Source organism: Kitasatospora sp. NPDC087861 (assembly GCF_044742585.1).
Taxonomy (GTDB): Bacteria; Actinomycetota; Actinomycetes; order Streptomycetales; family Streptomycetaceae; genus Kitasatospora.
Genome location: NZ_JBIUUS010000028.1, coordinates 64,079 through 85,353 on the forward strand (window position 1 = coordinate 64,079; position 21,275 = coordinate 85,353).

The following is a 21,275-nucleotide window of genomic DNA, read 5'->3' on the forward strand; positions in this document are numbered from 1 at the left end:
TTTTCCGCCGGGGCCTCCGGCGTGCCAGTGGAGTTCTCCGGTCGGCCAGAGGTGGACGGTTTCGATGAGCAGTGTCGTTGACCAGACCGCCGACCGCCCGGCTGCGCCCGCCCGTCCGGGCCGCCGGGCCGCCGCGGTGCTGCAGGGCGTGGCGATCGCGCTCGGGCTGGTGCTGATGATCGGCGGCTTCGCCCTGATCGCGATCGACTACCGGCCGTACAACATCCCGACCGCCTCGATGTCCCCCACGCTTCGGATCGGGGACACCGTGCTCGCCCGGAAGGTCGGCGGCGGGGCCGTCGGCCGGGGCGACGTGGTCGTCTTCCGGGACCAGGCCTGGGGCGGCGAGCTCATGGTCAAGCGGGTGGTCGCGGTCGGCGGGGACACCGTCGCGGCCAACGGGAACGACCACGGGCTGACGGTCGACGGCAAGCCGGTGGAGGAGCCCTACCTCGCGGCGCAGGGCCCGCAGGGCACCCCGTTCAGCGTCACCGTGCCGCCGGGGCGGCTGTTCCTGCTCGGCGACAACCGGCTGGGCTCGCTCGACTCCCGCACCCACCTGGAGGTCGACAGCGGGACCGTCCCGGCCGACGCGGTGGAGGCCCGGGTCGAGGCCACCCTGCTGCCGTTCGGCCGGATGGGTGACCTGGGTCGGACCACGGCCTTCGATGGGCTCGCGGGCCCGAAGGGCAGTGAGCCCGGGCCGCTGCAGCCGGCCGCCTACGCGACCGTTGCGGGCGCGGCGCTGATCCTCGTGGTGTCGGCGGTGGGCGGGGTGGCGGGCCTGACCCGTCGGCTCCGCCGGGGGCGCAGCTCCTGACCGCGGCCGTCGTGGCCCGGGCCGCTCTGTCGAACATCGCCCCGGACGGCCGCGCCGGGTGGCAGGATCGGTAGCGCCACCGACGCGAACGGAAGGAGCGTGGAGCGCTGCCATGACGGCACAACGGCGTAGGGCGGCGCGGATCCTGCTGCTGGACGGGCAGGACCGCATCCTCCTCTTCCTGGGCTCCGACCCGGCGACGCCGGGGGAGGCCTGGTGGTTCACACCCGGGGGCGGCTTGGAGCCCGGGGAGGACGTGCGGGAGGCCGCCGCGCGGGAACTCGCGGAGGAGACCGGCCTGCGGGGTGTGGACCTGGGGCCCTTGGTGGCGTACGGCACGGTGTCGTTCTCCTTTCAGGGACAGCGTTACGAGCAGGACCAGTGGTTCCACCTGGCTCGGACCACGGAGACGGGTCTCGACCACTCGGGGATGGGCGAGGACGAACACGCCCACCTGCTCGCGGCGCGCTGGTGGACGGTCGAGGAGTTGAGGGGGACCGCCGAGACGGTCTATCCGGTCGGACTGGCGGACTTCCTGGAGCGACTGCTGGCCCAGGGCCCGCCGGTCGCTCCGGTACGGCTCTGAGCGTGGGTGCGGTGGTCCACAATGGGTGGACGTGACAAGTTGAGGGGACGCCTGGATGAGTGCCGAAGATCTCGAGAAGTACGAGACCGAGATGGAGCTCAAGCTCTACCGGGAGTACCGGGACGTCGTCGGCCTGTTCAAGTACGTGATCGAGACCGAGCGACGTTTCTACCTCACCAACGACTACGAGTTGCAGGTGCACTCGGTCCAGGGCGAGGTCTTCTTCGAGGTGTCGATGGCGGATGCGTGGGTCTGGGACATGTACCGGCCGGCCCGGTTCGTCCGCAAGGTCCGGGTGCTGACCTTCAAGGACGTGAACATCGAGGAACTCGCGAAGAGCGATCTGGAGCTGCCCTCGGACGAGTCCGGCTTCGGGAACTGACGTTGGACTGCTCTGCCCCGCGTTGTCCAGCGGAATTTCGCGCGATCGGGGCCTCTCACTCCTGCGGGTGACAAAAGTTATCCACAGGCCTTGAGTTATCCACAGGGAATGGGAAATTCCCGGTCCCGCCGTGCTCGACGGTGCAGCCTCCACAGCGGAGGTGGTCACCGTGCAGCACACGATCGTGCAGGACCAGGCCGTACCGGGTGCGGCCGTACCGGACCCGACCGGAGCGGGCGGCGGCGTGCGGGAGGGTACGCGGGACGACCCGCAGGGCGGCGCCGGGCCGGGCTCGCGCCGCAGCACCAACGGCCGCAGCACCAACAACGGGCTCGGCCGCTACGGGGAGCGGGTCGCCGCCCGGCGCCTCATGGAGGCCGGGCTCCGCATCCTCGACCGCAACTGGCGCTGTGTCGAGGGGGAGCTGGACATCGTCGCCCTCGACGGCGACACCGTGGCGGTCTGCGAGGTGAAGACCCGCTCCGAGCGGGGCTTCCAGCAACCCAGTGAGGCCATCGGCCAGGCCAAGGCCGCCCGGCTGCAACGTCTGGCCGAGCGTTGGATGGCCGAGCGCTGGCCCGGCCACTTCGCGAAGCTGGCCGGTCCCGGCTACGACCCGGGGCCGACGGACCCGCACTGGCCGCCCGCACCACCCGGGGGCGTGCGGATCGACCTGGTGGCAGTGGTCAACCGGGCCCGGGGTGCGGCCGTGGTCGACCACCTGCGGGGGGTGGTCTGAGATGGCCTTCGCCCGTACCTGTTCCGTCGCGCTGGTCGGCGTCGACGGAGTGATCGTCGAGGTCCAGGCCGATCTGGAGCCCGGGGTGGCCGCGTTCACCCTGGTCGGCCTGCCCGACAAAGCGCTGTCCGAGGCCCGCGACCGGGTACGCGCGGCTGTGGTCAACAGCGGCGAGGCGTGGCCGCAGCGCAAGCTGACAGTCGGGCTCAGCCCCGCCTCGGTGCCCAAGAGCGGCAGCGGCTTCGACCTCGCGGTGGCCTGTGCCGTCCTGGCCGCGGCCGAGCGGCTCGACCCGTCGTCCATCGCCGATCTGCTGATCATCGGCGAACTGGGGCTGGACGGCCGGGTGCGGCCGGTCCGCGGGGTGCTGCCGTCGGTGCTGGCCGCGGCCGACGCCGGATACCAGCGGGTCGTGGTCGCGGAGCAGACCGCGCCCGAGGCCTCACTCGTCCCCGGGGTGAGCGTGATCGGAGTCCGCAGCCTGCGGCAGCTGGTCGCCGTCCTGACCGGCGCACCCGCGCCGGAGGAGCCGCCCGACCCGATCAGCGGCCGGCCGGACCCGCTGATGGCCGGCCTGATGCTGCCCACCGCCGGCGTCCGGGGACTGCCCGACGACCGGGTGGCGCGCCTCGACCTGGCCGATGTGGCCGGCCAGTACGAGGCCCGGCGCGCCTTGGAGATCGCCGCCGCAGGCGGACACCACCTGTATCTCAAGGGCCCACCGGGCGCGGGCAAGACGATGCTGGCGGAGCGGCTGCCCTCGCTGCTCCCGCCGCTGACCCAGAAGGAGGCGCTGGAGGTCACCGCCGTGCACTCGGTCGCCGGGCTGCTTCCGGCCGGGCGCCCGCTCATCGACACGGCGCCGTACTGCGCCCCGCACCACTCCACGACGATGCCGGCGATCGTCGGTGGCGGCAGCGGTCTGCCGAGACCGGGGGCGGTCTCACTGGCCCACCGGGGCGTGCTGTTCCTGGACGAGGCACCGGAGTTCCCCGTCCGGGTGCTCGACGCGCTGCGCCAGCCGCTGGAGTCGGGCGAGGTGGTGATCGCCCGTTCGGCCGGATCGCTCCGGCTCCCGGCCAGGTTCCTGCTCTGCCTGGCCGCCAACCCCTGCCCGTGCGGCCGGTACTCACGGCGGGGCGAGGGGTGCGAGTGCAGCCCCGCGATGGTCAGCCGCTACCAGGGGAGGCTCTCCGGACCGCTGCTGGACCGGGTCGACCTCCAGGTCCAGGTCGCCCCGGTGACGAGGATCGAACTCATGGAGCGGGACGCCACGGCGGAGAGTACCGAGACCGTCGCGGCCCGGGTGCTGGCCGCGCGGGACCGGGCGGCGGCCCGCCTGGCGAGCACCCCGTGGCGGACCAACGCGGAAGTCCCGGGCCATGAGCTGCGCACCCGCTGGCAGCTCGAACCCGGCGCACTGAACGACGTCGGGCGCCAGTTGGAGCGGGGGTTGCTGACCGCCCGCGGCCTGGACCGGGTGCTCCGGGTCGCCTGGACGGTCGCGGACCTCGCCGGTCGCGACCGGCCGGACCAGCGGGACGTACGCACCGCGTTGGTCCTGCGCACCGGAGTCGAGCAGGGGCTGCCGCTGACCGAGCGGCTCTACGGCCGACTCGGGCGCATCCCGGCCCAGCGCGGTCCGGTCGACGATCCGTCCGAAGCGCAGGGCCGGGTGGGCCCGTTCGAGAAAGCCGACCACCCCGATCCTCCAGCCGACTCCGGTGGTCCAGGCGGCCCCGACCGTCCAGGCAGCCCCGGTCACCAGGACCGCCCCACCGGTCCTGACCAGTCCGCTCGCTCCAGCCCCGCCCGGCGGTCCAGGAAACGCGACCAGCATGCGGCGAACGAGGAGGGTGAGGCATGAACCCGATGATGACGCACAGCCAGCCGCCTGGTGGATCGGCGGCCGCGCCCGGGCGCGATCCGGAGCGCCTCGCCCGCGTCGTGCTCAGCCGGCTCAGCGAGCCCGGAGACGCGGTGGTCGGCCGATGGCTCGGCCAGCTTTCCGCCGCCGACACCGTCCAGGCGATCCGGGACGGGACGGTGCCCGCGCATCCCGGGCTGGACTCTCCCCGACTCGCCGGTTACCAGGCGAGACTCCCCGGTCTGGACCCGGCCGAGGACCTGGAACGGGTACGAGCCGTTGGTGGACGCTTCATCATTCCGGGGGACACGGAATGGCCCAGCCAACTCGACGATCTGGGTGACGGGCGGCCGATCGGGCTCTGGACGACCGGCACGGGCTCGCTGCGGCTGCTCGCACTCCGCTCGGTGGCGATGGTCGGCTCCCGGGCGTGCACGGCCTACGGCGCCCACGTCGCGGGGGAGTTGTCGGCCCAACTGGCCGAGCGCGGCTGGGTCGTGGTGTCCGGGGCCGCCTACGGAATCGACGCGGCCGCCCACCGGGGGGCGCTCGCCGTCGGCGGGATGACCGTCGGGGTGCTCGCCTGCGGGGTCGACGTGTCCTACCCGAAGGGCAACGCCGAACTGATCCGGCGGATCGGCGTCCAGGGGTTGCTGGTCAGTGAACTCCCGCCCGGGGAGCACCCGAACCGCTTCCGCTTCGTGCTCCGCAACCGGGTCATCGCGGCGCTCACCCGAGGCACCGTGGTGGTCGAGGCGGCGGTGCGCAGCGGTGCGCTGAGCACTGCCAGACGGGCGCGGGACCTCAACCGCCACACCATGGGCGTCGCCGGCCCGGTGACCTCGGCACTCTCGGCCGGGGTGCACGCCCTGATCCGCAGCGGCGGCGCCACGCTGGTCACCGACGCCGCCGAGATCACCGAGCTGATCGGGGCGATCGGGGACGACCTCGCGCCGCAGCGCAGTGGACCGGTGCTGCCCCGGGATCTGCTGGAGCCTGCGGTGGCCCGGGTGCTGGAGGCCGTCCCGGCGACGGCGGAGGGTGCGCCGGTCGAGCGGCTGGCCCGGCAGTCCGGACTTCCGCCGGACGAAGTACTGCAGCGGCTCTACGAGTTGGGATCGCTCGGCTACGTCGAGCGGCATGGTGCGCACTGGCGCCTGGTGCGGAGGAGGTGACGGCCCGAGCGAAGAGCACCTCTGCGCCGAGGGGAGGCGCGCCGGAATCGCCCGGCTGACCTGCTGATCCGGTTCTTCCGCTTGAGTGCCCGGATCCGGTGACACGAACGCCACCGGATCGAGGGACGACCGAGTGGCGGTAGCGCATTGCAGCGAGTCGGTCACGCTACGCTCCACATGTCTTCCCTATCAGCACATGACTCGGCAGAACGGCGCAGACCAACGCATGCCCACACACATTCCCGGACACAGAGTGACCGGTGGCGCCCGGTCCTCGGGAGGGCCGCGGACCGAGCGGCGCCCCGTGACCGAGTTCCCGCCCAAGGCGACGGGGACCATGGGAGGCTTGTCGCGCCAGGGCGGCCGGCCGTCGGCGGTGCCAGGCCAGCCCGCCGACGCGGTCGGCGCCGCCGCCATCGACGGCGCACCCCACCCGAGCGCCGGCGGCCCCCTGGCGCCGGACGGCACCTCCCCGCCAGGCCCGGAGCAGGGGCCCAGCGGTCAGCGGCCCAGCGGTCAGAGGCTCGGCGGTCAGGGGCTCGGCGGGCAGGGGCCCGGGGCCCAGGGGTCTGGAGCCGAGGGACGCACCGCGCTCGAAGAGCTCTGGCGCTCGTACAAGGAGACCGGTGACCAGCGACTGCGCGAGCAGCTGATCCTGCACTACTCGCCGCTCGTCAAGTACGTGGCGGGGCGGGTCGGGGTCGGCCTGCCCTCCAACGTCGAGCAGGCCGACTTCGTCTCCTCGGGGGTCTTCGGGTTGATCGACGCGATCGAGAAGTTCGACATCGACCGCGCCATCAAGTTCGAGACCTACGCGATCAGCCGCATCCGCGGCGCGATCATCGACGAACTGCGGGCCCTGGACTGGATTCCGCGCTCGGTGCGGCAGAAGGCGAAAGCCGTCGAGCGGACATACGCGACGTTGGAGGCCCGGCTGCGCCGGACGCCGCACGATCCCGAGGTCGCGGCCGAGATGGGCATCGCGATCGAGGATCTGCACGCCATCTTCAGCCAGCTGTCCCTGGCCAACGTGGTGGCCCTGGACGAGCTGCTGCACCCGGTGGGGGAGGGCGGCGACCGGCTGAGCCTGATGGACACCCTGGTGGACCACGGCGCCGACAACCCGGTCGAGGTTGCCGAGGACCGTGAGCTGCGCCGACTGCTGGCCCAGGCGGTCAACACCCTCCCCGAGCGGGAGAAGACCGTGGTGACGCTCTATTACTACGAGGGCCTCACCCTCGCCGAGATCGGCCAGGTGCTCGGGGTGACGGAGAGCCGGGTGAGCCAGATCCACACCAAATCCGTCCTCCAGTTGCGCGCCAAGCTGTCGGACATTCGGTAGCGCGCGCCGGGCCTGCCCGGCGCGGCGGCATCCCCGGGTCGCACGCCTGTCCACTACCCCGGGAGGTATCCCCGGGGTGCGCGCCCGGCCTCAACCACGGGCTCCAGCCCGGCTGAACGCCTCACCGCACGCCCGCTCGTACGCCGCGTCGCGCGCCTGCGCTTCCCACCCAAATGCGCGGCGCCGTATCTGCCGCACGTAGGGCTCCGTACAGTGGGAGCGTGCCGAAGATCCGAGCGGCCACGGTGGCCGAGCATCGCCAGCTGCAGCGGGCAGCCCTCCTTGACGCTGCCCGCACCCTGCTCACCGAGGGCGGCATGGAGGCGCTGACCTTCCCCGCGCTCGCGGCGCGCACCGCTCTGGCGCGCTCCTCGGTCTACGAGTACTTCCGCTCCCGGGCCGCCGTGGTCGAGGCGCTCTGCGAGGTGGACTTCCCGCTCTGGGCGGCCGAGATCGAGGCCGGGATGGAGAGCTGCGACAGCGCGGCCGACCGGATCGAGGCGTATGTCCGGGGCCAACTGGCGCTGGCCGCCGATCCGCGCCACCGGGCGGTGGTGGCGATCTCCGCGCTGGAACTCGACGATGCCGCGCGCGAGCGCATCCGGGTGGCGCACGGCAAGCTGGTCGGCCTAGTGGTCCAGGCCCTGGAGGATCTCGGTCACGCGCAGCCCAGGCTCGCCGCAGCGCTGCTCCAGGGGATCGTGGAGGCGGCCGTCCGCCGGGCCGAGAAACTGGCCTCCGGGGAATGCAGCGGGTGTGCTGCCGAGCGCCCCGAGCTGATTGCGGACGCCGCCGTGGCCATGGCCCTGCACGGCCTCGACCGGACCTGAGCCACCGCCCGGCCCGCCCGGCCCGCCCGGCGCACCCGGCCTGGTGTGCCCGGCGCCGCCCAGCGGCAGTAGTCGCGCCGCCCCCGCGCCGAACAGGGCCAGCGGGTCGAGATAGCGCCCGCCGCGCAGCAGTCCCCAGTGCAGGCAGTCCCGCGCGGGGCAGTGCCGCCCGTCGGGGGCGAGCCGCCCGATCACCTGCCCGGCGGTTAGCGCGGTGCCGACCGGGACGGTGCCGGCGACGGGCAGGTAGGTGGTCCGCAACGGAGGGGATCCCGAGCCCTGGTGGGTGACGGTCACTACCGGGCGTCCCGCCACCAGCCCGGAGAAGGTGACCACTCCCGCGGCCGCCGCTCGTACCTCCGCCCCGGGCGTGCCGGCGAGGTCCACTCCCCGGTGCCCGGCGGCCCAGGGCTTGGCCGGCGGCTCGAACCGACCGAGCACCCCGCCGGACCCGCCCACCGGCCAGGCCCGTTCGCCGCCCGGGCCGGGGCCGGCAGCTCCACCGAGAGCCGAGCTCCGCACCGCACCGTCATAGCCATAGCCATAGCCAGGAACGGAAGCCAGCAGCATCAGCGCCGCCAGCACGACGACCAGCCCTCGCACCACACGCCGCCCCCTCCCCCTCCCCTTGCCCGTCCCGCCTACCCCGGCCTGACCGAACCGGCCCGACGTGAACCGGCCCGGCGTGAACCAGCCCAGCACGAACCCGGCCGGCGTCGACCAGGCCGGCCCGACGGCGGACGGAGCCGGGCACCCGGCGCGAACAGTCATGCCCCGAGGCTCACTGCGTCGCCGCCCCCACACCACCCACTTCCGGATACCTGTGGACAAACCGCCCTCACGGCCTGCACCCATCCCTCCAAGGGGTGTACGGGCACCGCCATCCGGTGGACAAGCGGCATACCAGCGGCCTACCAGCAACGCACCACCGGTCGGCCACCGGCCGGCCACCGACCCACCACCGACGCACCGAAGGCCCCGCCGCCCCCTCTCCCGCCCCCGCGGGCCCACCCGCCCCAGGCCCTCCGCCAGCCGCGGAGTCGCCCGCCCCTCGGCGCTTCCCGTACACTTCACACGCGACCCGGTCCGCCGGGTCGACTTCGCACGCCCCGCCACCGGTGGACGAACGCGGCTCAGCCGCTGCCTCCGCCAGGTGCGAGTGCCGCTCGGTCCGCCGAGCCCGCCCGGTCCCCGGATCGAGTGGGTGGAAGCGGCTCGGCACGTTCGGGGCGTCAGGCGTGGCTGTCACCTGGCCGCCACGGACAAACCGAGCCTGACCCGGCCGGCCGCACCGCACGAGCGGGGAGCGCCACCGCGCGAACCGCCGTCCGCTGCGCGACCGCCGGGCCGTAACACCTGAGGAGCACGGCCATGGCCGTCGTCACGATGCGGGAGCTGCTGGAGAGCGGCGTCCACTTCGGTCACCAGACCCGCCGTTGGAACCCGAAGATGAAGCGCTTCATCATCACGGAGCGCAACGGCATCTACATCATCGACCTCCTGCAGTCGCTGAACTACATCGACCGCGCCTTCGAGTTCATCAAGGAGACCGTTGCCCACGGCGGCAGCGTCCTCTTCGTCGGCACGAAGAAGCAGGCCCAGGAGGCCATCGCCGAGCAGGCCACCCGCGTGGGCATGCCCTACGTGAACCAGCGCTGGCTCGGCGGCATGCTGACCAACTTCTCGACCGTCTACAAGCGCCTGCAGCGCCTGAAGGAGCTCGGCGAGCTGGACTTCGCGGACGTGGCCGGTTCCGGCCTCACCAAGAAGGAGCTCCTGGTCCTCCAGCGCGAGCACGACAAGCTGGAGAAGACCCTCGGCGGTATCCGCGACATGCAGCGCGTTCCCAGCGCCGTCTGGATCGTGGACACCAAGAAGGAGCACATCGCGGTCGGCGAGGCCCGGAAGCTCAACATCCCGGTCGTCGCCATCCTCGACACCAACTGTGACCCCGACGAGGTCGACTACAAGATCCCGGGCAACGACGACGCGATCCGCTCCGTCACCCTGCTGACCCGTGTGATCGCCGACGCCGTCGCCGAGGGCCTGAAGGCCCGTGCCGGTGTCGCCAAGGGCGACGTCAAGGCCGAGCCGGGTGCCGACCAGCCGCTGGCCGACTGGGAGAAGGACCTCATCGAGGGCGAGAAGAAGGCCGAGGAGGCCCCCGCCGCCGCTGAGGCTCCGGCCGCTGAGGCTCCGGCCACCGAGGCCCCCGCCGCCGAGGCCCCGGCCACCGAGGCTCCGGCCACCGAGGCTCCGGCCGAGCAGGCCTGACGCACCAAGGGTGAGGGGCACCCGCCGGTACGACACCGGTAGGTGCCCCTCTCTCCCACGCCGGGACCGAACCATCGGTCCCGGCGTCTCCCCACGCAGACACGCGAGACGCGAGAAGAGATTCACACCATGGCGAACTTCACCGCCGCGGACGTCAAGAAGCTCCGTGAGCTCACCGGCGCCGGCATGATGGACTGCAAGAAGGCCCTGGACGAGGCCGAGGGCAACGTCGAGAAGGCCGTCGAGCTCCTGCGCATCAAGGGCCAGAAGGGCGTTGCCAAGCGCGAGGGCCGTGACGCCTCCAACGGCGCCGTCGCCGCGCTGATCGCCGAGGACAAGAAGTCCGGCGTTCTGGTCGAGCTGAACTGCGAGACCGACTTCGTCGCCAAGGGTGACAACTTCGTCAAGGTTGCCGACGCGATCGCCGCCCACGTGGCCAAGACCGCCCCGGCCGACCTGGACGCCGCCCTGGCGTCCGAGATCGAGGCCGGCAAGACCGTCCAGCAGTTCGTCGACGAGGCCAACGCGACCCTGGGCGAGAAGATCGTCTTCCGTCGTTTCGCCCAGTTCGACGGTGACGGCTTCGTCGCGGTCTACCTGCACAAGACCAGCCCCGACCTGCCGCCGGCCGTCGGCGTCCTGGTCGAGCTGGACAAGGAGAACGCCGAGGTCGCCAAGGACGTCGCGCAGCACATCGCCGCCTTCGCGCCGAAGTACCTGTCCCGCGAGGACATCCCGGCCGAGGACATCGAGAACGAGCGCCGCGTCGCCGAGGCCACCGCTCGCGAGGAGGGCAAGCCCGAGGCCGCCCTGCCGAAGATCGTCGAGGGTCGCGTCACCGGCTTCGTCAAGGAGAACTCCGTTCTGGAGCAGGCCTTCGCGAAGGACAACAAGAAGTCCGTCGCCAAGGTCCTCGAGGAGAACGGCGTCGCCCTCAAGCGCTTCGCCCGCTTCCGCGTCGGCGCCTGAGCCACGTTCCACCTGGTCCCCGGCAGCCTTACGCTGGGAACCGCCCCCGCCCGCTGACCAGGGCGGGCGGAACGCCGAACGGGCTCACCCAGTGCCAGCCGTCCACGGGCGGGCCGCGTCGGCACCATGAACGACGAGGAGGCCATTGCCGTGCAGGACACCGAACCGGTTCCCGCGGCAGTGGCCTCCTCTCGCGTACGCGCAGGCCGGGCATCCGCACACCCGCGCCTGTGAGCCAGTAGGTGCAAAAAGGAGAAGTCCATGCAGGAGACGCAGGAGACCGCGCAGGACCCCAAGGCCGGCTCGCGCCGCCGGGTGCTGCTCAAGCTGTCCGGTGAAGCCTTTGCCGGTGGTGGCGGACTCGGCGTCGACCCGGACGTCGTGCACGCGATCGCCCGGGAGATCGCCACCGTCGTCCGCGCCGGTACCGAGGTCGCGGTGGTCATCGGCGGCGGCAACTTCTTCCGGGGCGCCGAGCTGCAGGTGCGCGGCATGGACCGGGCGCGCTCCGACTACATGGGCATGCTCGGCACCGTGATGAACTGCCTGGCACTGCAGGACTTCCTGGTCAAGGAGGGCATCGAGACCCGGGTCCAGACCGCCATCACCATGGGTCAGGTCGCCGAGCCGTACCTGCCGCTGCGGGCCGTCCGGCACCTGGAGAAGGGCCGTGTGGTGATCTTCGGCGCCGGTATGGGCATGCCGTACTTCTCGACCGACACCACCGCCGTCCAGCGGGCCCTGGAGATCCACGCCGACGTCCTGCTGATGGGCAAGAACGGCGTGGACGGCGTCTACGACTCCGACCCCCGGACCAACCCGGACGCGGTGAAGTTCGACGCGCTGGAGTACTCCGAGGTCATCGCGCGCGACCTCAAGGTCGCCGACCTCACCGCGATCACGCTGTGCAAGGACAACAACCTTCCGATGCTGGTCTTCGAGCTGCTGGCGGAGGGCAATATCGCGCGTGCGGTGAAGAGTGAGAAGATCGGCACACTCATCAGCCAGGATTCTGTCCGGGCCTGAGCAGCAACCAGCCGTACGGGGCGGCGCCGTCGCCGTGACCGGCCTCGACGCCGATACCGGTCGGGACAACCGCAGATGAACCGGACAGGGAGATCACAGTGATCGAAGAGACCCTCCTCGAAGCCGAGGAGAAGATGGAGAAGGCCGTTGCCGTCGCCAAGGACGACTTCGCCGCCATCCGCACCGGCCGTGCCCACCCGGCGATGTTCGCCAAGATCGTCGCCGAGTACTACGGCGCCGTGACGCCGATCAACCAGCTGGCCTCGTTCTCGGTGCCGGAGCCCCGGATGGCGGTCGTCTCGCCGTTCGACAAGACCGCGCTGAAGGCGATCGAGCAGGCGATCCGGGACTCCGACCTGGGCGTCAACCCGTCCAACGACGGCTCCATCATCCGGGTGGTGCTGCCCGAGCTGACCGAGGAGCGCCGCCGGGAGTTCATCAAGGTCGCCCGTGGCAAGGGCGAGGACGCGAAGGTCTCGATCCGCGCGGTGCGCCGCAAGGCCAAGGACGCCATCGACAAGCTGGTCAAGGACGGCGAGGTCGGCGAGGACGACGGCCGCCGTGCCGAGAAGGAGCTCGACGACACCACGGCCAAGTACGTGGCCGCCGTCGACGAGCTGCTGAAGCACAAGGAAGCCGAGCTGCTCGAAGTCTGATGAACGACGCCCCTGACGCCCCTGGCTACTGGGGCCCGTCCGACCAGCAGTTCCAGCCCTACCGGCCGGCGCCGCAGCAGGCGCACCCGGCGCCGGGGTACGGCGAGTACCCGGCGCCGCCGCAGGCCCAGGGCTACCCCGGCCACCCGGGCGGCCAGGCCGCCTACCCGGGTGCGCCGGGAGGTGCACCGGCCGCCCCCGGTCACCGTTCGGATCACCCGCAGCAGCCTCCGGTGTACTGGGGCGGCGACGCGGAGGAGACTCAGGTCATGCCTCCCGTACCGGCCGACCCCGGTCCGTTCCCCGGCGCGCCGGACCAGGCACCCCCGGCGGTCCCCGGCCGGTCGGCCGATCCCGCCGCCGGCCAGTCCCGGGAGGCCGGCCGGCTGAGCGGCCCGCTGTTCCGGGACGAGCAGCCCGAGGCGGCGGTGCCCGGCGTGACGGAGACGGTCGTGCTGCGCGCGATATCCGATGACGTCACCCCCGCCCCCGGCCGCGGCGCCCCGCCGTACCCGGGGGCCCCGGTGCCTCCCGTGCCGCCGCCGAGCCACCCGGCGGCCGGGCAGCCCCGCTTCGTGCCGTCGTCCCATCCAGGGCAGGAGACACCCGTGGCCGCCCAGTCCACCCCGCAGCCGCAGCCGCGCAAGCAGCGCGGTGGCCGTAACCTCCAGGCCGCCATAGGCGTCGGGGTCGGTCTCGGTGTGGTGATCATCGCCTCGCTGTTCGTGGTGAAGGCGCTGTTCCTGTTCGTCGTGATGGCCGCGGTGTCGGTCGGAGTCTGGGAGCTGACCAGCCGACTCGCCGAGCGCAAGCAGATCAAGGCGCCGCTGGTCCCGCTGGTCGCGGGCGGCATCGCGATGCTCGCCACCGGCTACTGGGCCGGGGTGCAGTGGGCCGCGGCCTCGCTCGCGCTGACCGGACTGGCGGTGATGGTCTGGCGGATGGTCGAGCCGCCGGAGAACTACCTGCGGGACATAACGGCCGGTGTGTTCACCGCCTTCTACGTGCCGTTCCTGGCCACTTTCGTGGCGTTGATGCTGGCGGCGGACGACGGCCCCCAGCGGATCGTGCTGTTCCTGATCGTCACGATCTGCAGCGACACCGGCGCCTACGCGGTGGGCTACAAGTTCGGCAGGACCAAGCTCGCCCCGACGATCAGCCCGGGCAAGACCCGCGAGGGCCTGGCCGGCGGCATCGGCCTGTCGATGCTGGCGGGCGCCGTCCTGATGCAGCTGATCATCGACGGCGGCAGCTGGTGGCAGGGACTGATCCTGGGCGGCTGCGCGGCGGTCACCGCGACCCTGGGCGACCTGGGCGAGTCGATGATCAAGCGCGACCTCGGGATCAAGGACATGGGCACGCTGCTGCCCGGCCACGGCGGCATCATGGACCGGCTGGACTCGCTCCTGCCGACCGCCCCGGTGGTCTGGCTGCTGCTGGCGGCCTTCGTCGGCAGCTGACGCGCCGAGCGGTCGAAGGGCCCCGGACGCCCGCGCGTCCGGGGCCCTCGCGCGTCCTGGCGTGCGTCCGGCGTCTGCGACACTGGATGAACCATGCCTAAGCCCGGAGAACTGACCTTTGTCGCGCCGCGTGGCGCCAAGCCCCCGCGACACCTCGCCGACCTGAGCCCCGCCGAGCGCAAGGAGGCCGTCGCCGAGCTGGGCGAGCAGCCGTTCCGCGCGAAGCAGCTCTCCAATCACTACTTCGGCCGGATGTCGAACGACCCGGCGGGCTGGACGGACATCCCCGCCGCCAGCCGGGAGAAGCTCACCGGGAGCCTGCTGCCGGAGCTGATGTCGGTGGTCCGGCACGTCTCCTGCGACGACGACACCACGCGCAAGACGCTGTGGAAGCTCTTCGACGGCACGCTCGTCGAGTCGGTGCTGATGCGCTACCCGGACCGGGTCACCATGTGCATCAGCTCGCAGGCGGGCTGCGGCATGAACTGCCCGTTCTGCGCGACCGGCCAGGCCGGGCTGACCCGCAACCTCTCCACCGCCGAGATCGTCGAGCAGATCGCCGCCGGGATGCGCGCGCTCAAGGACGGCGAGATCCCCGGCGGCGAGGCGCGGCTGTCCAATGTGGTCTTCATGGGCATGGGCGAGCCGCTGGCCAACTACAACCGGGTGCTGGCCGCGATCCGCCGCCTGACCGACCCGGCGCCGGACGGCTTCGGCCTGTCCCAGCGCGGCATCACGGTGTCCACCGTCGGCCTGGTCCCGGCGATGAACCGGCTCGCGGACGAGGGCCTCAGCTGCCGCCTGGCGCTGTCGCTGCACGCCCCGGACGACGAGCTGCGCGACGAGCTGGTGCCGGTGAACACCCGCTGGAAGGTCGCCGAGGTGCTGGACGCCGCGTGGAACTACGCGGAGAAGTCCGGCCGGCGGATCTCCATCGAGTACGCGCTCATCAAGGACATCAACGACCAGGCGTGGCGGGCGGACCTGCTCGGCCGGCTGATCAAGAACCACCGGGTGCACGTCAACCTGATCCCGCTGAACCCGACGCCGGGCTCCAAGTGGACCGCCTCCCGGCCCGAGGACGAGCGCGAGTTCGTCCGCCGGCTCCAGTCGCACGGAGTGCCGACGACCGTCCGCGACACCCGCGGCCAGGAGATCGACGGCGCCTGCGGTCAGCTCGCCGCGGCGGGCTGACCCGGTAGGACGGGCCTGAGGCGGGTCCGACCCTTCGCGTCGCCCGCCCGGCGGGAGTGGCCGGACCCGCCTCAGCGCAGACCGGCGGCCGCCAGCGCGGCGGTCGCCCCGCCGGTCACCAGCAGCGTGGTGCCCACCGCCAGGGTGCGCAGCGCGACCGCGCCGAACAGCAGCCGGGGCGAGGTGCCCAGGCGCAGCAGCGCGTCGGTGACGCCCCGGCGGTCGGTGCGGACCTCGGTCAGCCGGACGGCCACGGCCGCCGCCGCGCACCCGAGCACCAGACAGGCCTCGATGGCCGGCAGCGCGTCGGCGCTGTCGGGCGTGCCGATCCAGTAGCGGATGGTGGTGAGCACCATCGCGAGGGCGAGGGTGAGTACGGCCAGCGGCGGGCCGAGGCGGCGGGCCTGGGCGGTGAGTCCGCGGCCGGCCAGCAGCCGCAGCGGGGTGGGCCGGCCGAGGGCGAGCAGCCGTCCGGTCCAGGACAGCAGCGGGCCGGTGAGCAGGGCGAGCCCGAGTGCGCTGGCGGCCCAGCCGCCGAACGCGGCGGTGCTGGTGGTGCCGAGCCCGGCGGGCAGGTGGATCGGCCGGTCGTCGACGGCGGCGCCGGGCCGCAGGGCGATGAGTTCGAGGGCGAGGCCGATCACGGAGAGCCCGACCGGCAGGGCGATCCGCCAGGCGCCGAAGCCGGTCGGGCCGTGGGCACGGGTGCGGCCGCCGGGCAGGGTCTCGTCGAGCGGCACCGCGCAGGCGGCGGCGATCCCGGCGGTGAGCGGCACCAGGGCGAGCAGGGTGACCGGTGCGGCGGCCGGCAGCGGCACGCCCATGCCGAGGTCGGGGGCGAGCGTGGGCCCGGCGATGTCGTTGCGCAGGACCAGGAAGGCCAGCAGGGTGAGCACGCTGCCGAGGGCGCAGGCGAGTGCGACCTCGCCGGCGATCAGGGTGCGGACCCCGCCGGAGCCGGCTCCGGCGGCGCGCAGGCCGGTGATCCGTTCGGGCTGCTGGGCGGGCACCGCGCGGGCGGTGACGGCCGCGAACCAGGCGACGGCGGCGAGCGGGGGGAGGCACCAGAGCAGCCGCTCCAGCGCGTCCTCGCCGCCGAGCGGGTCGCTCATCGCCCGGCCGAGGGAGCGCAGCAGGAAGGCCGCGACCACGGCGGCGGCCAGCGTGGTGAGCAGCCAGCGGCCGAGGTCGGGCACCCGGTAGCCCCGGGCCAGACGGAGATAGAACACGTCGACTCTTTCAGCGGCTCGGCGTCGTCAGCGGCGGGTTGCCGAGACGGCGGACGCACTGGCCGTCCCCGGGGCGGCGGTGCCGCGCCGGACGGGGGCGGCGGGGGCGGTGAGCCGTCCGTCGACGAGGGCGACGGCGCGGTCCGCGAACCGGACGAGCTCGGGGTCGTGAGTGGCCAGGACGAGGGTGAGCTGGTGCGAGCGGGCCGCGCTGGTCAGTATCCGCAGGACCTGGTCGGAGGCCTCGCGGTGCAGCGGGGCGGTGGGGTCGTCGGCGAAGACCACCGGCGGCAGCGGGGCGAGGGCGCGGGCGACGGCGATCCGCTGGCACTGGCTCCGGACCAGCCGCTCGGGGCGCTGCCGGGCGACCTCGCCGACGTCGAGGCGCTCCAGCCATTCGTCGGCGGCGGTGTACGCGGCCTTGTTGCCGGCGCCGGCGAGCAGCAGCGGCAGCGCGACGTTCTCCCGGGCGGTCAGTTCGGGCACCAGGTGCGGTTCGGAGCCGACGAAGCCGAAGCGGTCGCGGCGCAGCCGTTCGCGTCCGGCCCGGCCGAGGGTGTGGACGGGCGCGCTGTTGAACCAGACCTCGCCCTTGTCGACCGGGAGGAGGGCGGAGAGGCATCCGAGCAGGGTGCTCTTTCCGGAGCCGCGCGGTCCGGTGACGGCGAGCACCTCGCCCTCGCGGACGCCGATCGAGATGCCGCGCAGAGCGGGGGTGCCGTGATGGGACTTGACGATCCCCCGGGCCCACAGCACGTCGTTGTCAGGCGGTGCCGCTGACATGAGGTTCCATCCTGGATGGCCGCAGGGATATGACAGTCGTCAGATTAGAACGACTGGGACCCGGTGCGGTTGCGGCGCTCAGGTCCATCGCGGGCAAATCACCCGCAATCAGGCATGTTTGTCGGGTGGAGCGTGCTGGAAAGCGCCGAAGGGCGGTCCCGGGGAAGTGGGACCGCCCTTCGGCGGAGGGTGGGGAAAGAGGATCAGGAGGTCAGATCTTCGCCCACGCGTCGGTGAGGCTGGTCCGCAGGATCTGCTCGATCTCGTCGAAGGTCGACTGGTCGGAGATCAGCGGCGGGGCCAGCTGGATGACCGGGTCGCCACGGTCGTCGGCGCGGCAGTACAGGCCGTTGTCGAACAGGGCCTTCGACAGGAAGCCGTAGAGCACGCGCTCGACCTCGTCGTCGTTGAACGACTCCTTGGTGACCTTGTCCTTCACGAGCTCGATGCCGTAGAAGTACCCGTTGCCGCGGACGTCGCCGACGATCGGCAGGTCGCGCAGCTTGTTCAGGGTGCTCAGGAAGGCGCCCTCGTTGTCCAGCACCTTCTGGTTCAGGCCCTCGCGCTCGAAGATGTCGAGGTTGGCCAGCGCCACCGCGGAGGAGACCGGGTGGCCACCGAAGGTGTAGCCGTGCAGGAAGGTGTTGTCACCCTTGTAGAACGGCTCGGCGAGGCGGTCCGAGATGATCGTGGCGCCGATCGGGGAGTAGCCCGAGGTCATGCCCTTGGCGCAGGTGATCATGTCGGGCTGGTAGCCGAACTTGTCGGCGCCGAACATGGTGCCCAGGCGGCCGAAGGCGCAGATGACCTCGTCCGAGACCAGCAGCACGTCGTGGCGGTCGCAGATCTCGCGCAGGCGCTGGAAGTACCCGGGCGGCGGCGGGAAGCAGCCACCGGCGTTCTGCACCGGCTCGACGAAGACGGCGGCGACGGTCTCGGCGCCCTCGTTGAGGATGGCCACCTCGATCTCGTCGGCGCACCAGCGGCCGTAGGCCTCGGGGTCGACCGTGCCGTCCGGGCCTTCGAGGAAGGCCGGGGCGCGGTAGATGTTGGTGTTCGGGGCCTTGTGGGTGCCCGGCACCAGCGGCTCGAACGGGGCCTTCAGACCCGGCAGGCCGGTGATGGACAGGGCGCCCTGCGGGGTGCCGTGGTAGGCGACGGCGCGCGAGATGACCTTGTACTTGGTCGGCTTGCCGGTCAGCTTGAAGTACTGCTTGGCGAGCTTCCAGGCGGTCTCGACGGCCTCGCCGCCACCGGTGGAGAAGAAGACCTTGTTCAGGTCGCCCGGGGCGTAGTTGGCCAGGCGCTCGGCCAGCTCGACGGCCTTCGGGTGGGCGTAGCTCCACACCGGGAAGAAGGCGAGCTCCTTGGCCTGCTTGGCGGCGGCCTCGGCGAGCTCCTCGCGGCCGTGGCCGGCCTGGACGACGAACAGGCCGGCGAGGCCGTCGAGGTACTTGCGCCCCTTGTCGTCCCAGACGTAGGTGCCTTCGCCCCTGACGATCGTCGGCACGGGGGAGTTCTCGTACGACGACATGCGGGTGAAGTGCATCCACAGGTGGTCGTAGGCGGTCTTGGAAAGGTCCTTCTGCGCCGGGTCGGCTGTCATCGGGTGCCCCAGGTGTAGGTCTGTTTCCGGAGCTTCAGGTAGACGAAGCTCTCGGTGCTCCGCACGCCGGGAAGCGCGCGGATGCGCTTGTTGATCATTTCGAGTAGGTGCTCGTCGTCCTCGCAGACCAGTTCGGCCAGGAGGTCGAACGAGCCTGCGGTGCAGACCACGTAGTCGACCTCGTCGAGGGCGGCCAGCGCGTCGGCGACGGGCTCGATGTCACCCTCGACCCGGATGCCGACCATCGCCTGGCGGGTGAAGCCGACGGTGAGCGGGTCCGTGACGGCGACGATCTGCATCACGCCCTGGTCGAGCAGCTTCTGGACGCGCTGGCGCACGGCCGCCTCGGACAGGCCGACGGCCTTGCCGATGGCGGCGTACGGGCGGCGTCCGTCCTCCTGGAGCTGCTCGATGATCGCCTTGGAGGCGGCGTCGAGGGGAACGCTCGCGGTTCGGTCGCGGTTGGCCACGCCGCCACTGTGCCCGATCGTTCCCCTGTTCGCAAGCGAGGAATCTGCTGATTTCGTCGCGATCTTGGAAAACGTGTACGGATTTCATCGTCGGCGAGTGCTACGTCTGTCGATACCGGCAGCCGTGCGGCTACCCTGGCACGGTACGCGCGCCGCCCCGCAGCGCAGCGCGCGTTCCCCCAAACCAGTGGACCGCGCCGTCCAGGGCCCGGTCACTCGGCACCCTTCGTACGCCGGGCCCGCCGACGTACCATGGCGCCGGAATCTGCAATGCCGCAGGCCCAGACCGAGGAGAGACCCCGTGAGCGACCTTCGCACGCTGCGCAACTACATCAACGGTGAGTTCGTCGACGCGGCGGACGGCCGCACCCTCGACATCGTCGACCCCACCACCGGCGAGGTCTACGCGACGTCCCCGCTGTCCGGTGCCGCCGATGTGGACGCCGCCATGGCCTCGGCCGCCGCGGCGTTCCCGATCTGGCGCGACGCCACCCCGAGCACCCGCCAGAAGCTGCTGCTCAAGATCGCCGACGCGATCGAGGCGCGGGCCGACGAGATCGTCGATGCGGAGGTCCGCAACACCGGCAAGCCCCGCGCGCTGACCCTCTCCGAGGAGGTCGGCCCGATGGTGGACCAGATCCGCTTCTTCGCCGGCGCCGCCCGCCTGCTGGAGGGCAAGGCCGCCGGTGAGTACATGGACGGGATGACCTCGATCATCCGCCGTGAGCCGGTCGGCGTCTGCGCCCAGGTCGCGCCGTGGAACTACCCGATGATGATGGCGGTCTGGAAGTTCGCCCCGGCCATCGCCGCGGGCAACGCCGTCGTCCTGAAGCCCTCGGACACCACTCCGGCCTCCACCGTGCTGCTCGCGGAGATCATCGGCGGCATCCTCAAGGATCTGGAGCTGCCGGCCGGCGTCTTCAACGTCATCTGCGGCGACCGTGAGACCGGTCGGCTGATGGTCGAGCACCACACGCCCGCGATGGCCTCGATCACCGGTTCGGTCCGGGCCGGCATCCAGGTCGCCGAGTCGGCCTCCAAGGACGTCAAGCGCGTCCACCTGGAGCTGGGCGGCAAGGCCCCGGTCGTGGTCTTCGAGGACGCCGACATCGCCGAGGCCGTCGAGGGCATCTCGGTGGCGGGCTTCTTCAACGCCGGCCAGGACTGCACCGCCGCCACCCGCGTGCTGGTGCACGAGTCGATTCACGACGCCTTCGTCGAGGCGCTGGCCAAGGCCGCGGCCGAGACCAAGACCGGTGGCGTGGACGACGAGGACGTGCTGTACGGCCCGCTGAACAACGCCAACCAGCTCAAGCAGGTGGCCGGCTTCATCGAGCGGCTGCCCGCCCACGCCAAGGTCGAGGCCGGTGGCCACCAGGTCGGCGACCAGGGCTACTTCTACGCCCCGACCGTCGTCTCCGGCCTGCGCCAGGACGACGAGATCATCCAGAACGAGGTCTTCGGCCCGGTCATCACCGTGCAGAGGTTCACCGACGAGGACCAGGCCGTGGACTACGCCAACGGCGTCGAGTTCGCGCTCGCCTCCTCGGTGTGGACCAAGGACCACGCCCGCGCCATGCGGATGTCCCGCCGGCTGGACTTCGGCTGCGTCTGGATCAACACCCACATCCCGCTGGTCGCCGAGATGCCGCACGGCGGCTTCAAGAAGTCCGGCTACGGCAAGGACCTGTCGTCCTACGGCTTCGAGGACTACACCCGGGTGAAGCACGTCATGACCGCGATCTAGCGGGTCGTGACCATCGGGCGCAGGATGACCGCGATCTAGCGGGTCGTGACCATCGGGCGCAGGATGACCGCGATCTAGCGGGTCGTGACCATCGGGCGCAGGATGACCGCGATCTAGCGG

18 protein-coding genes and 2 pseudogenes are annotated in these 21,275 nt (G+C 71.9%); 15 read left to right on the plus strand and 5 right to left on the minus strand.

Going from position 1 to position 21,275, the window contains the following annotated elements:
- Window positions 1–64: 64 nt before the first annotated feature.
- The 8 genes and pseudogenes from lepB (at window position 65) to ACIOJE_RS31120 (ending at window position 7,741) form a co-directional block, all read left to right on the plus strand.
- Complete coding sequence (lepB, locus tag ACIOJE_RS31085; protein ID WP_400780758.1) at window positions 65–820, plus strand: signal peptidase I; 756 nt, start codon at window positions 65–67, stop codon at window positions 818–820.
- A gap of 112 nt (window positions 821–932) precedes the next feature.
- Window positions 933–1,406 carry an NUDIX hydrolase gene (locus ACIOJE_RS31090; RefSeq protein ID WP_280685336.1) on the plus strand — a complete coding sequence of 158 codons (474 nt, stop codon included), beginning with the start codon at window positions 933–935 and terminating at the stop codon, window positions 1,404–1,406.
- A gap of 55 nt (window positions 1,407–1,461) precedes the next feature.
- Window positions 1,462–1,788 carry a DUF2469 domain-containing protein gene (locus ACIOJE_RS31095; RefSeq protein WP_030056781.1) on the plus strand — a complete coding sequence of 109 codons (327 nt, stop codon included), beginning with the start codon at window positions 1,462–1,464 and terminating at the stop codon, window positions 1,786–1,788.
- Window positions 1,789–1,957: 169 nt separating this feature from the next.
- Entirely contained in the window at window positions 1,958–2,527 is a 570-nt protein-coding gene (locus ACIOJE_RS31100; RefSeq protein WP_400780762.1) for a YraN family protein, read from the plus strand.
- 1 nt (window position 2,528) lies between these two features.
- Window positions 2,529–4,121 (plus strand): annotated as a pseudogene (locus tag ACIOJE_RS31105) (YifB family Mg chelatase-like AAA ATPase); the annotation flags it as partial.
- 269 nt (window positions 4,122–4,390) lie between these two features.
- A complete protein-coding gene (gene dprA, locus ACIOJE_RS31110) occupies window positions 4,391–5,569 on the plus strand; it encodes a DNA-processing protein DprA (protein ID WP_400780764.1) in 1,179 nt (392 codons plus the stop codon).
- 337 nt (window positions 5,570–5,906) lie between these two features.
- On the plus strand, window positions 5,907–6,911 hold the full coding sequence (gene whiG / locus ACIOJE_RS31115) for an RNA polymerase sigma factor WhiG (protein ID WP_400780766.1): 1,005 nt from the start codon (window positions 5,907–5,909) through the stop codon (window positions 6,909–6,911).
- Window positions 6,912–7,156: 245 nt separating this feature from the next.
- Window positions 7,157–7,741: a TetR/AcrR family transcriptional regulator gene (locus tag ACIOJE_RS31120; protein ID WP_280685364.1), complete on the plus strand. Its 585-nt coding sequence runs from the start codon at window positions 7,157–7,159 to the stop codon at window positions 7,739–7,741.
- Between the two features lie 162 nt (window positions 7,742–7,903).
- Here the strand turns inward: ACIOJE_RS31120 and ACIOJE_RS31125 are convergent.
- Window positions 7,904–8,596: pseudogene (locus ACIOJE_RS31125) on the minus strand (peptidoglycan DD-metalloendopeptidase family protein); the annotation flags it as partial.
- A 516-nt stretch (window positions 8,597–9,112) separates the two neighbouring features.
- On the opposite strand from ACIOJE_RS31125, the gene rpsB reads away from it, so the two are divergent.
- The 6 genes from rpsB to rlmN all read left to right on the plus strand — a co-directional run bounded on the left by rpsB (window position 9,113) and on the right by rlmN (window position 15,320).
- Window positions 9,113–10,015 carry a 30S ribosomal protein S2 gene (rpsB, locus tag ACIOJE_RS31130; protein WP_400780769.1) on the plus strand — a complete coding sequence of 301 codons (903 nt, stop codon included), beginning with the start codon at window positions 9,113–9,115 and terminating at the stop codon, window positions 10,013–10,015.
- A gap of 129 nt (window positions 10,016–10,144) precedes the next feature.
- Window positions 10,145–10,984 (plus strand): translation elongation factor Ts, encoded by an 840-nt coding sequence (gene tsf / locus ACIOJE_RS31135; protein WP_280685338.1) that lies wholly within the window; start codon window positions 10,145–10,147, stop codon window positions 10,982–10,984.
- Between the two features lie 261 nt (window positions 10,985–11,245).
- On the plus strand, window positions 11,246–12,010 hold the full coding sequence (gene pyrH / locus ACIOJE_RS31140; protein ID WP_030056790.1) for a UMP kinase: 765 nt from the start codon (window positions 11,246–11,248) through the stop codon (window positions 12,008–12,010).
- Between the two features lie 98 nt (window positions 12,011–12,108).
- Window positions 12,109–12,666, plus strand: coding sequence for a ribosome recycling factor (gene frr, locus ACIOJE_RS31145; protein WP_280685339.1), 558 nt, complete (start codon window positions 12,109–12,111; stop codon window positions 12,664–12,666).
- A 269-nt stretch (window positions 12,667–12,935) separates the two neighbouring features.
- Window positions 12,936–14,126, plus strand: a complete 1,191-nt coding sequence (locus tag ACIOJE_RS31150; RefSeq protein WP_400780793.1) for a phosphatidate cytidylyltransferase — start codon at window positions 12,936–12,938, stop codon at window positions 14,124–14,126.
- Between the two features lie 93 nt (window positions 14,127–14,219).
- Complete coding sequence (gene rlmN, locus ACIOJE_RS31155) at window positions 14,220–15,320, plus strand: 23S rRNA (adenine(2503)-C(2))-methyltransferase RlmN (protein ID WP_280685341.1); 1,101 nt, start codon at window positions 14,220–14,222, stop codon at window positions 15,318–15,320.
- Window positions 15,321–15,391: 71 nt separating this feature from the next.
- On the opposite strand, the gene ACIOJE_RS31160 is transcribed toward rlmN, so the two are convergent.
- The 4 genes from ACIOJE_RS31160 to ACIOJE_RS31175 form a co-directional block, all read right to left on the minus strand.
- Entirely contained in the window at window positions 15,392–16,549 is a 1,158-nt protein-coding gene (locus ACIOJE_RS31160) for a hypothetical protein (RefSeq protein ID WP_280685342.1), read from the minus strand.
- Window positions 16,550–16,576: 27 nt separating this feature from the next.
- On the minus strand, window positions 16,577–17,332 hold the full coding sequence (locus ACIOJE_RS31165) for an ABC transporter ATP-binding protein (protein ID WP_400780772.1): 756 nt from the start codon (window positions 17,330–17,332) through the stop codon (window positions 16,577–16,579).
- A 211-nt stretch (window positions 17,333–17,543) separates the two neighbouring features.
- A complete protein-coding gene (locus ACIOJE_RS31170) occupies window positions 17,544–18,938 on the minus strand; it encodes an aspartate aminotransferase family protein (RefSeq protein WP_280685344.1) in 1,395 nt (464 codons plus the stop codon).
- A complete protein-coding gene (locus ACIOJE_RS31175) occupies window positions 18,935–19,408 on the minus strand; it encodes an Lrp/AsnC family transcriptional regulator (protein WP_280685345.1) in 474 nt (157 codons plus the stop codon). Before ACIOJE_RS31175 ends, ACIOJE_RS31170 begins: the two co-directional genes overlap by 4 nt.
- 301 nt (window positions 19,409–19,709) lie before the next feature.
- On the opposite strand from ACIOJE_RS31175, the gene ACIOJE_RS31180 reads away from it, so the two are divergent.
- A complete protein-coding gene (locus ACIOJE_RS31180) occupies window positions 19,710–21,155 on the plus strand; it encodes a gamma-aminobutyraldehyde dehydrogenase (RefSeq protein ID WP_400780774.1) in 1,446 nt (481 codons plus the stop codon).
- Window positions 21,156–21,275: the final 120 nt, after the last annotated feature.

Bases quoted from the DNA above. Each gene is read 5' to 3' on its own strand.
- pyrH (WP_030056790.1), top strand. From the start codon at position 11,246: ATGCAGGAGACGCAGGAGACCGCGCAGGACCCCAAGGCCGGCTCGCGC.
- ACIOJE_RS31165 (WP_400780772.1), bottom strand. From the start codon at position 17,332: ATGTCAGCGGCACCGCCTGACAACGACGTGCTGTGGGCCCGGGGGATC.
- lepB (WP_400780758.1), top strand. From the start codon at position 65: ATGAGCAGTGTCGTTGACCAGACCGCCGACCGCCCGGCTGCGCCCGCC.
- rpsB (WP_400780769.1), top strand. From the start codon at position 9,113: ATGGCCGTCGTCACGATGCGGGAGCTGCTGGAGAGCGGCGTCCACTTC.
- ACIOJE_RS31090 (WP_280685336.1), top strand. From the start codon at position 933: ATGACGGCACAACGGCGTAGGGCGGCGCGGATCCTGCTGCTGGACGGG.
- dprA (WP_400780764.1), top strand. From the start codon at position 4,391: ATGAACCCGATGATGACGCACAGCCAGCCGCCTGGTGGATCGGCGGCC.
- rlmN (WP_280685341.1), top strand. From the start codon at position 14,220: ATGCCTAAGCCCGGAGAACTGACCTTTGTCGCGCCGCGTGGCGCCAAG.
- ACIOJE_RS31170 (WP_280685344.1), bottom strand. From the start codon at position 18,938: ATGACAGCCGACCCGGCGCAGAAGGACCTTTCCAAGACCGCCTACGAC.
- tsf (WP_280685338.1), top strand. From the start codon at position 10,145: ATGGCGAACTTCACCGCCGCGGACGTCAAGAAGCTCCGTGAGCTCACC.
- ACIOJE_RS31095 (WP_030056781.1), top strand. From the start codon at position 1,462: ATGAGTGCCGAAGATCTCGAGAAGTACGAGACCGAGATGGAGCTCAAG.
- whiG (WP_400780766.1), top strand. From the start codon at position 5,907: ATGGGAGGCTTGTCGCGCCAGGGCGGCCGGCCGTCGGCGGTGCCAGGC.
- ACIOJE_RS31150 (WP_400780793.1), top strand. From the start codon at position 12,936: ATGCCTCCCGTACCGGCCGACCCCGGTCCGTTCCCCGGCGCGCCGGAC.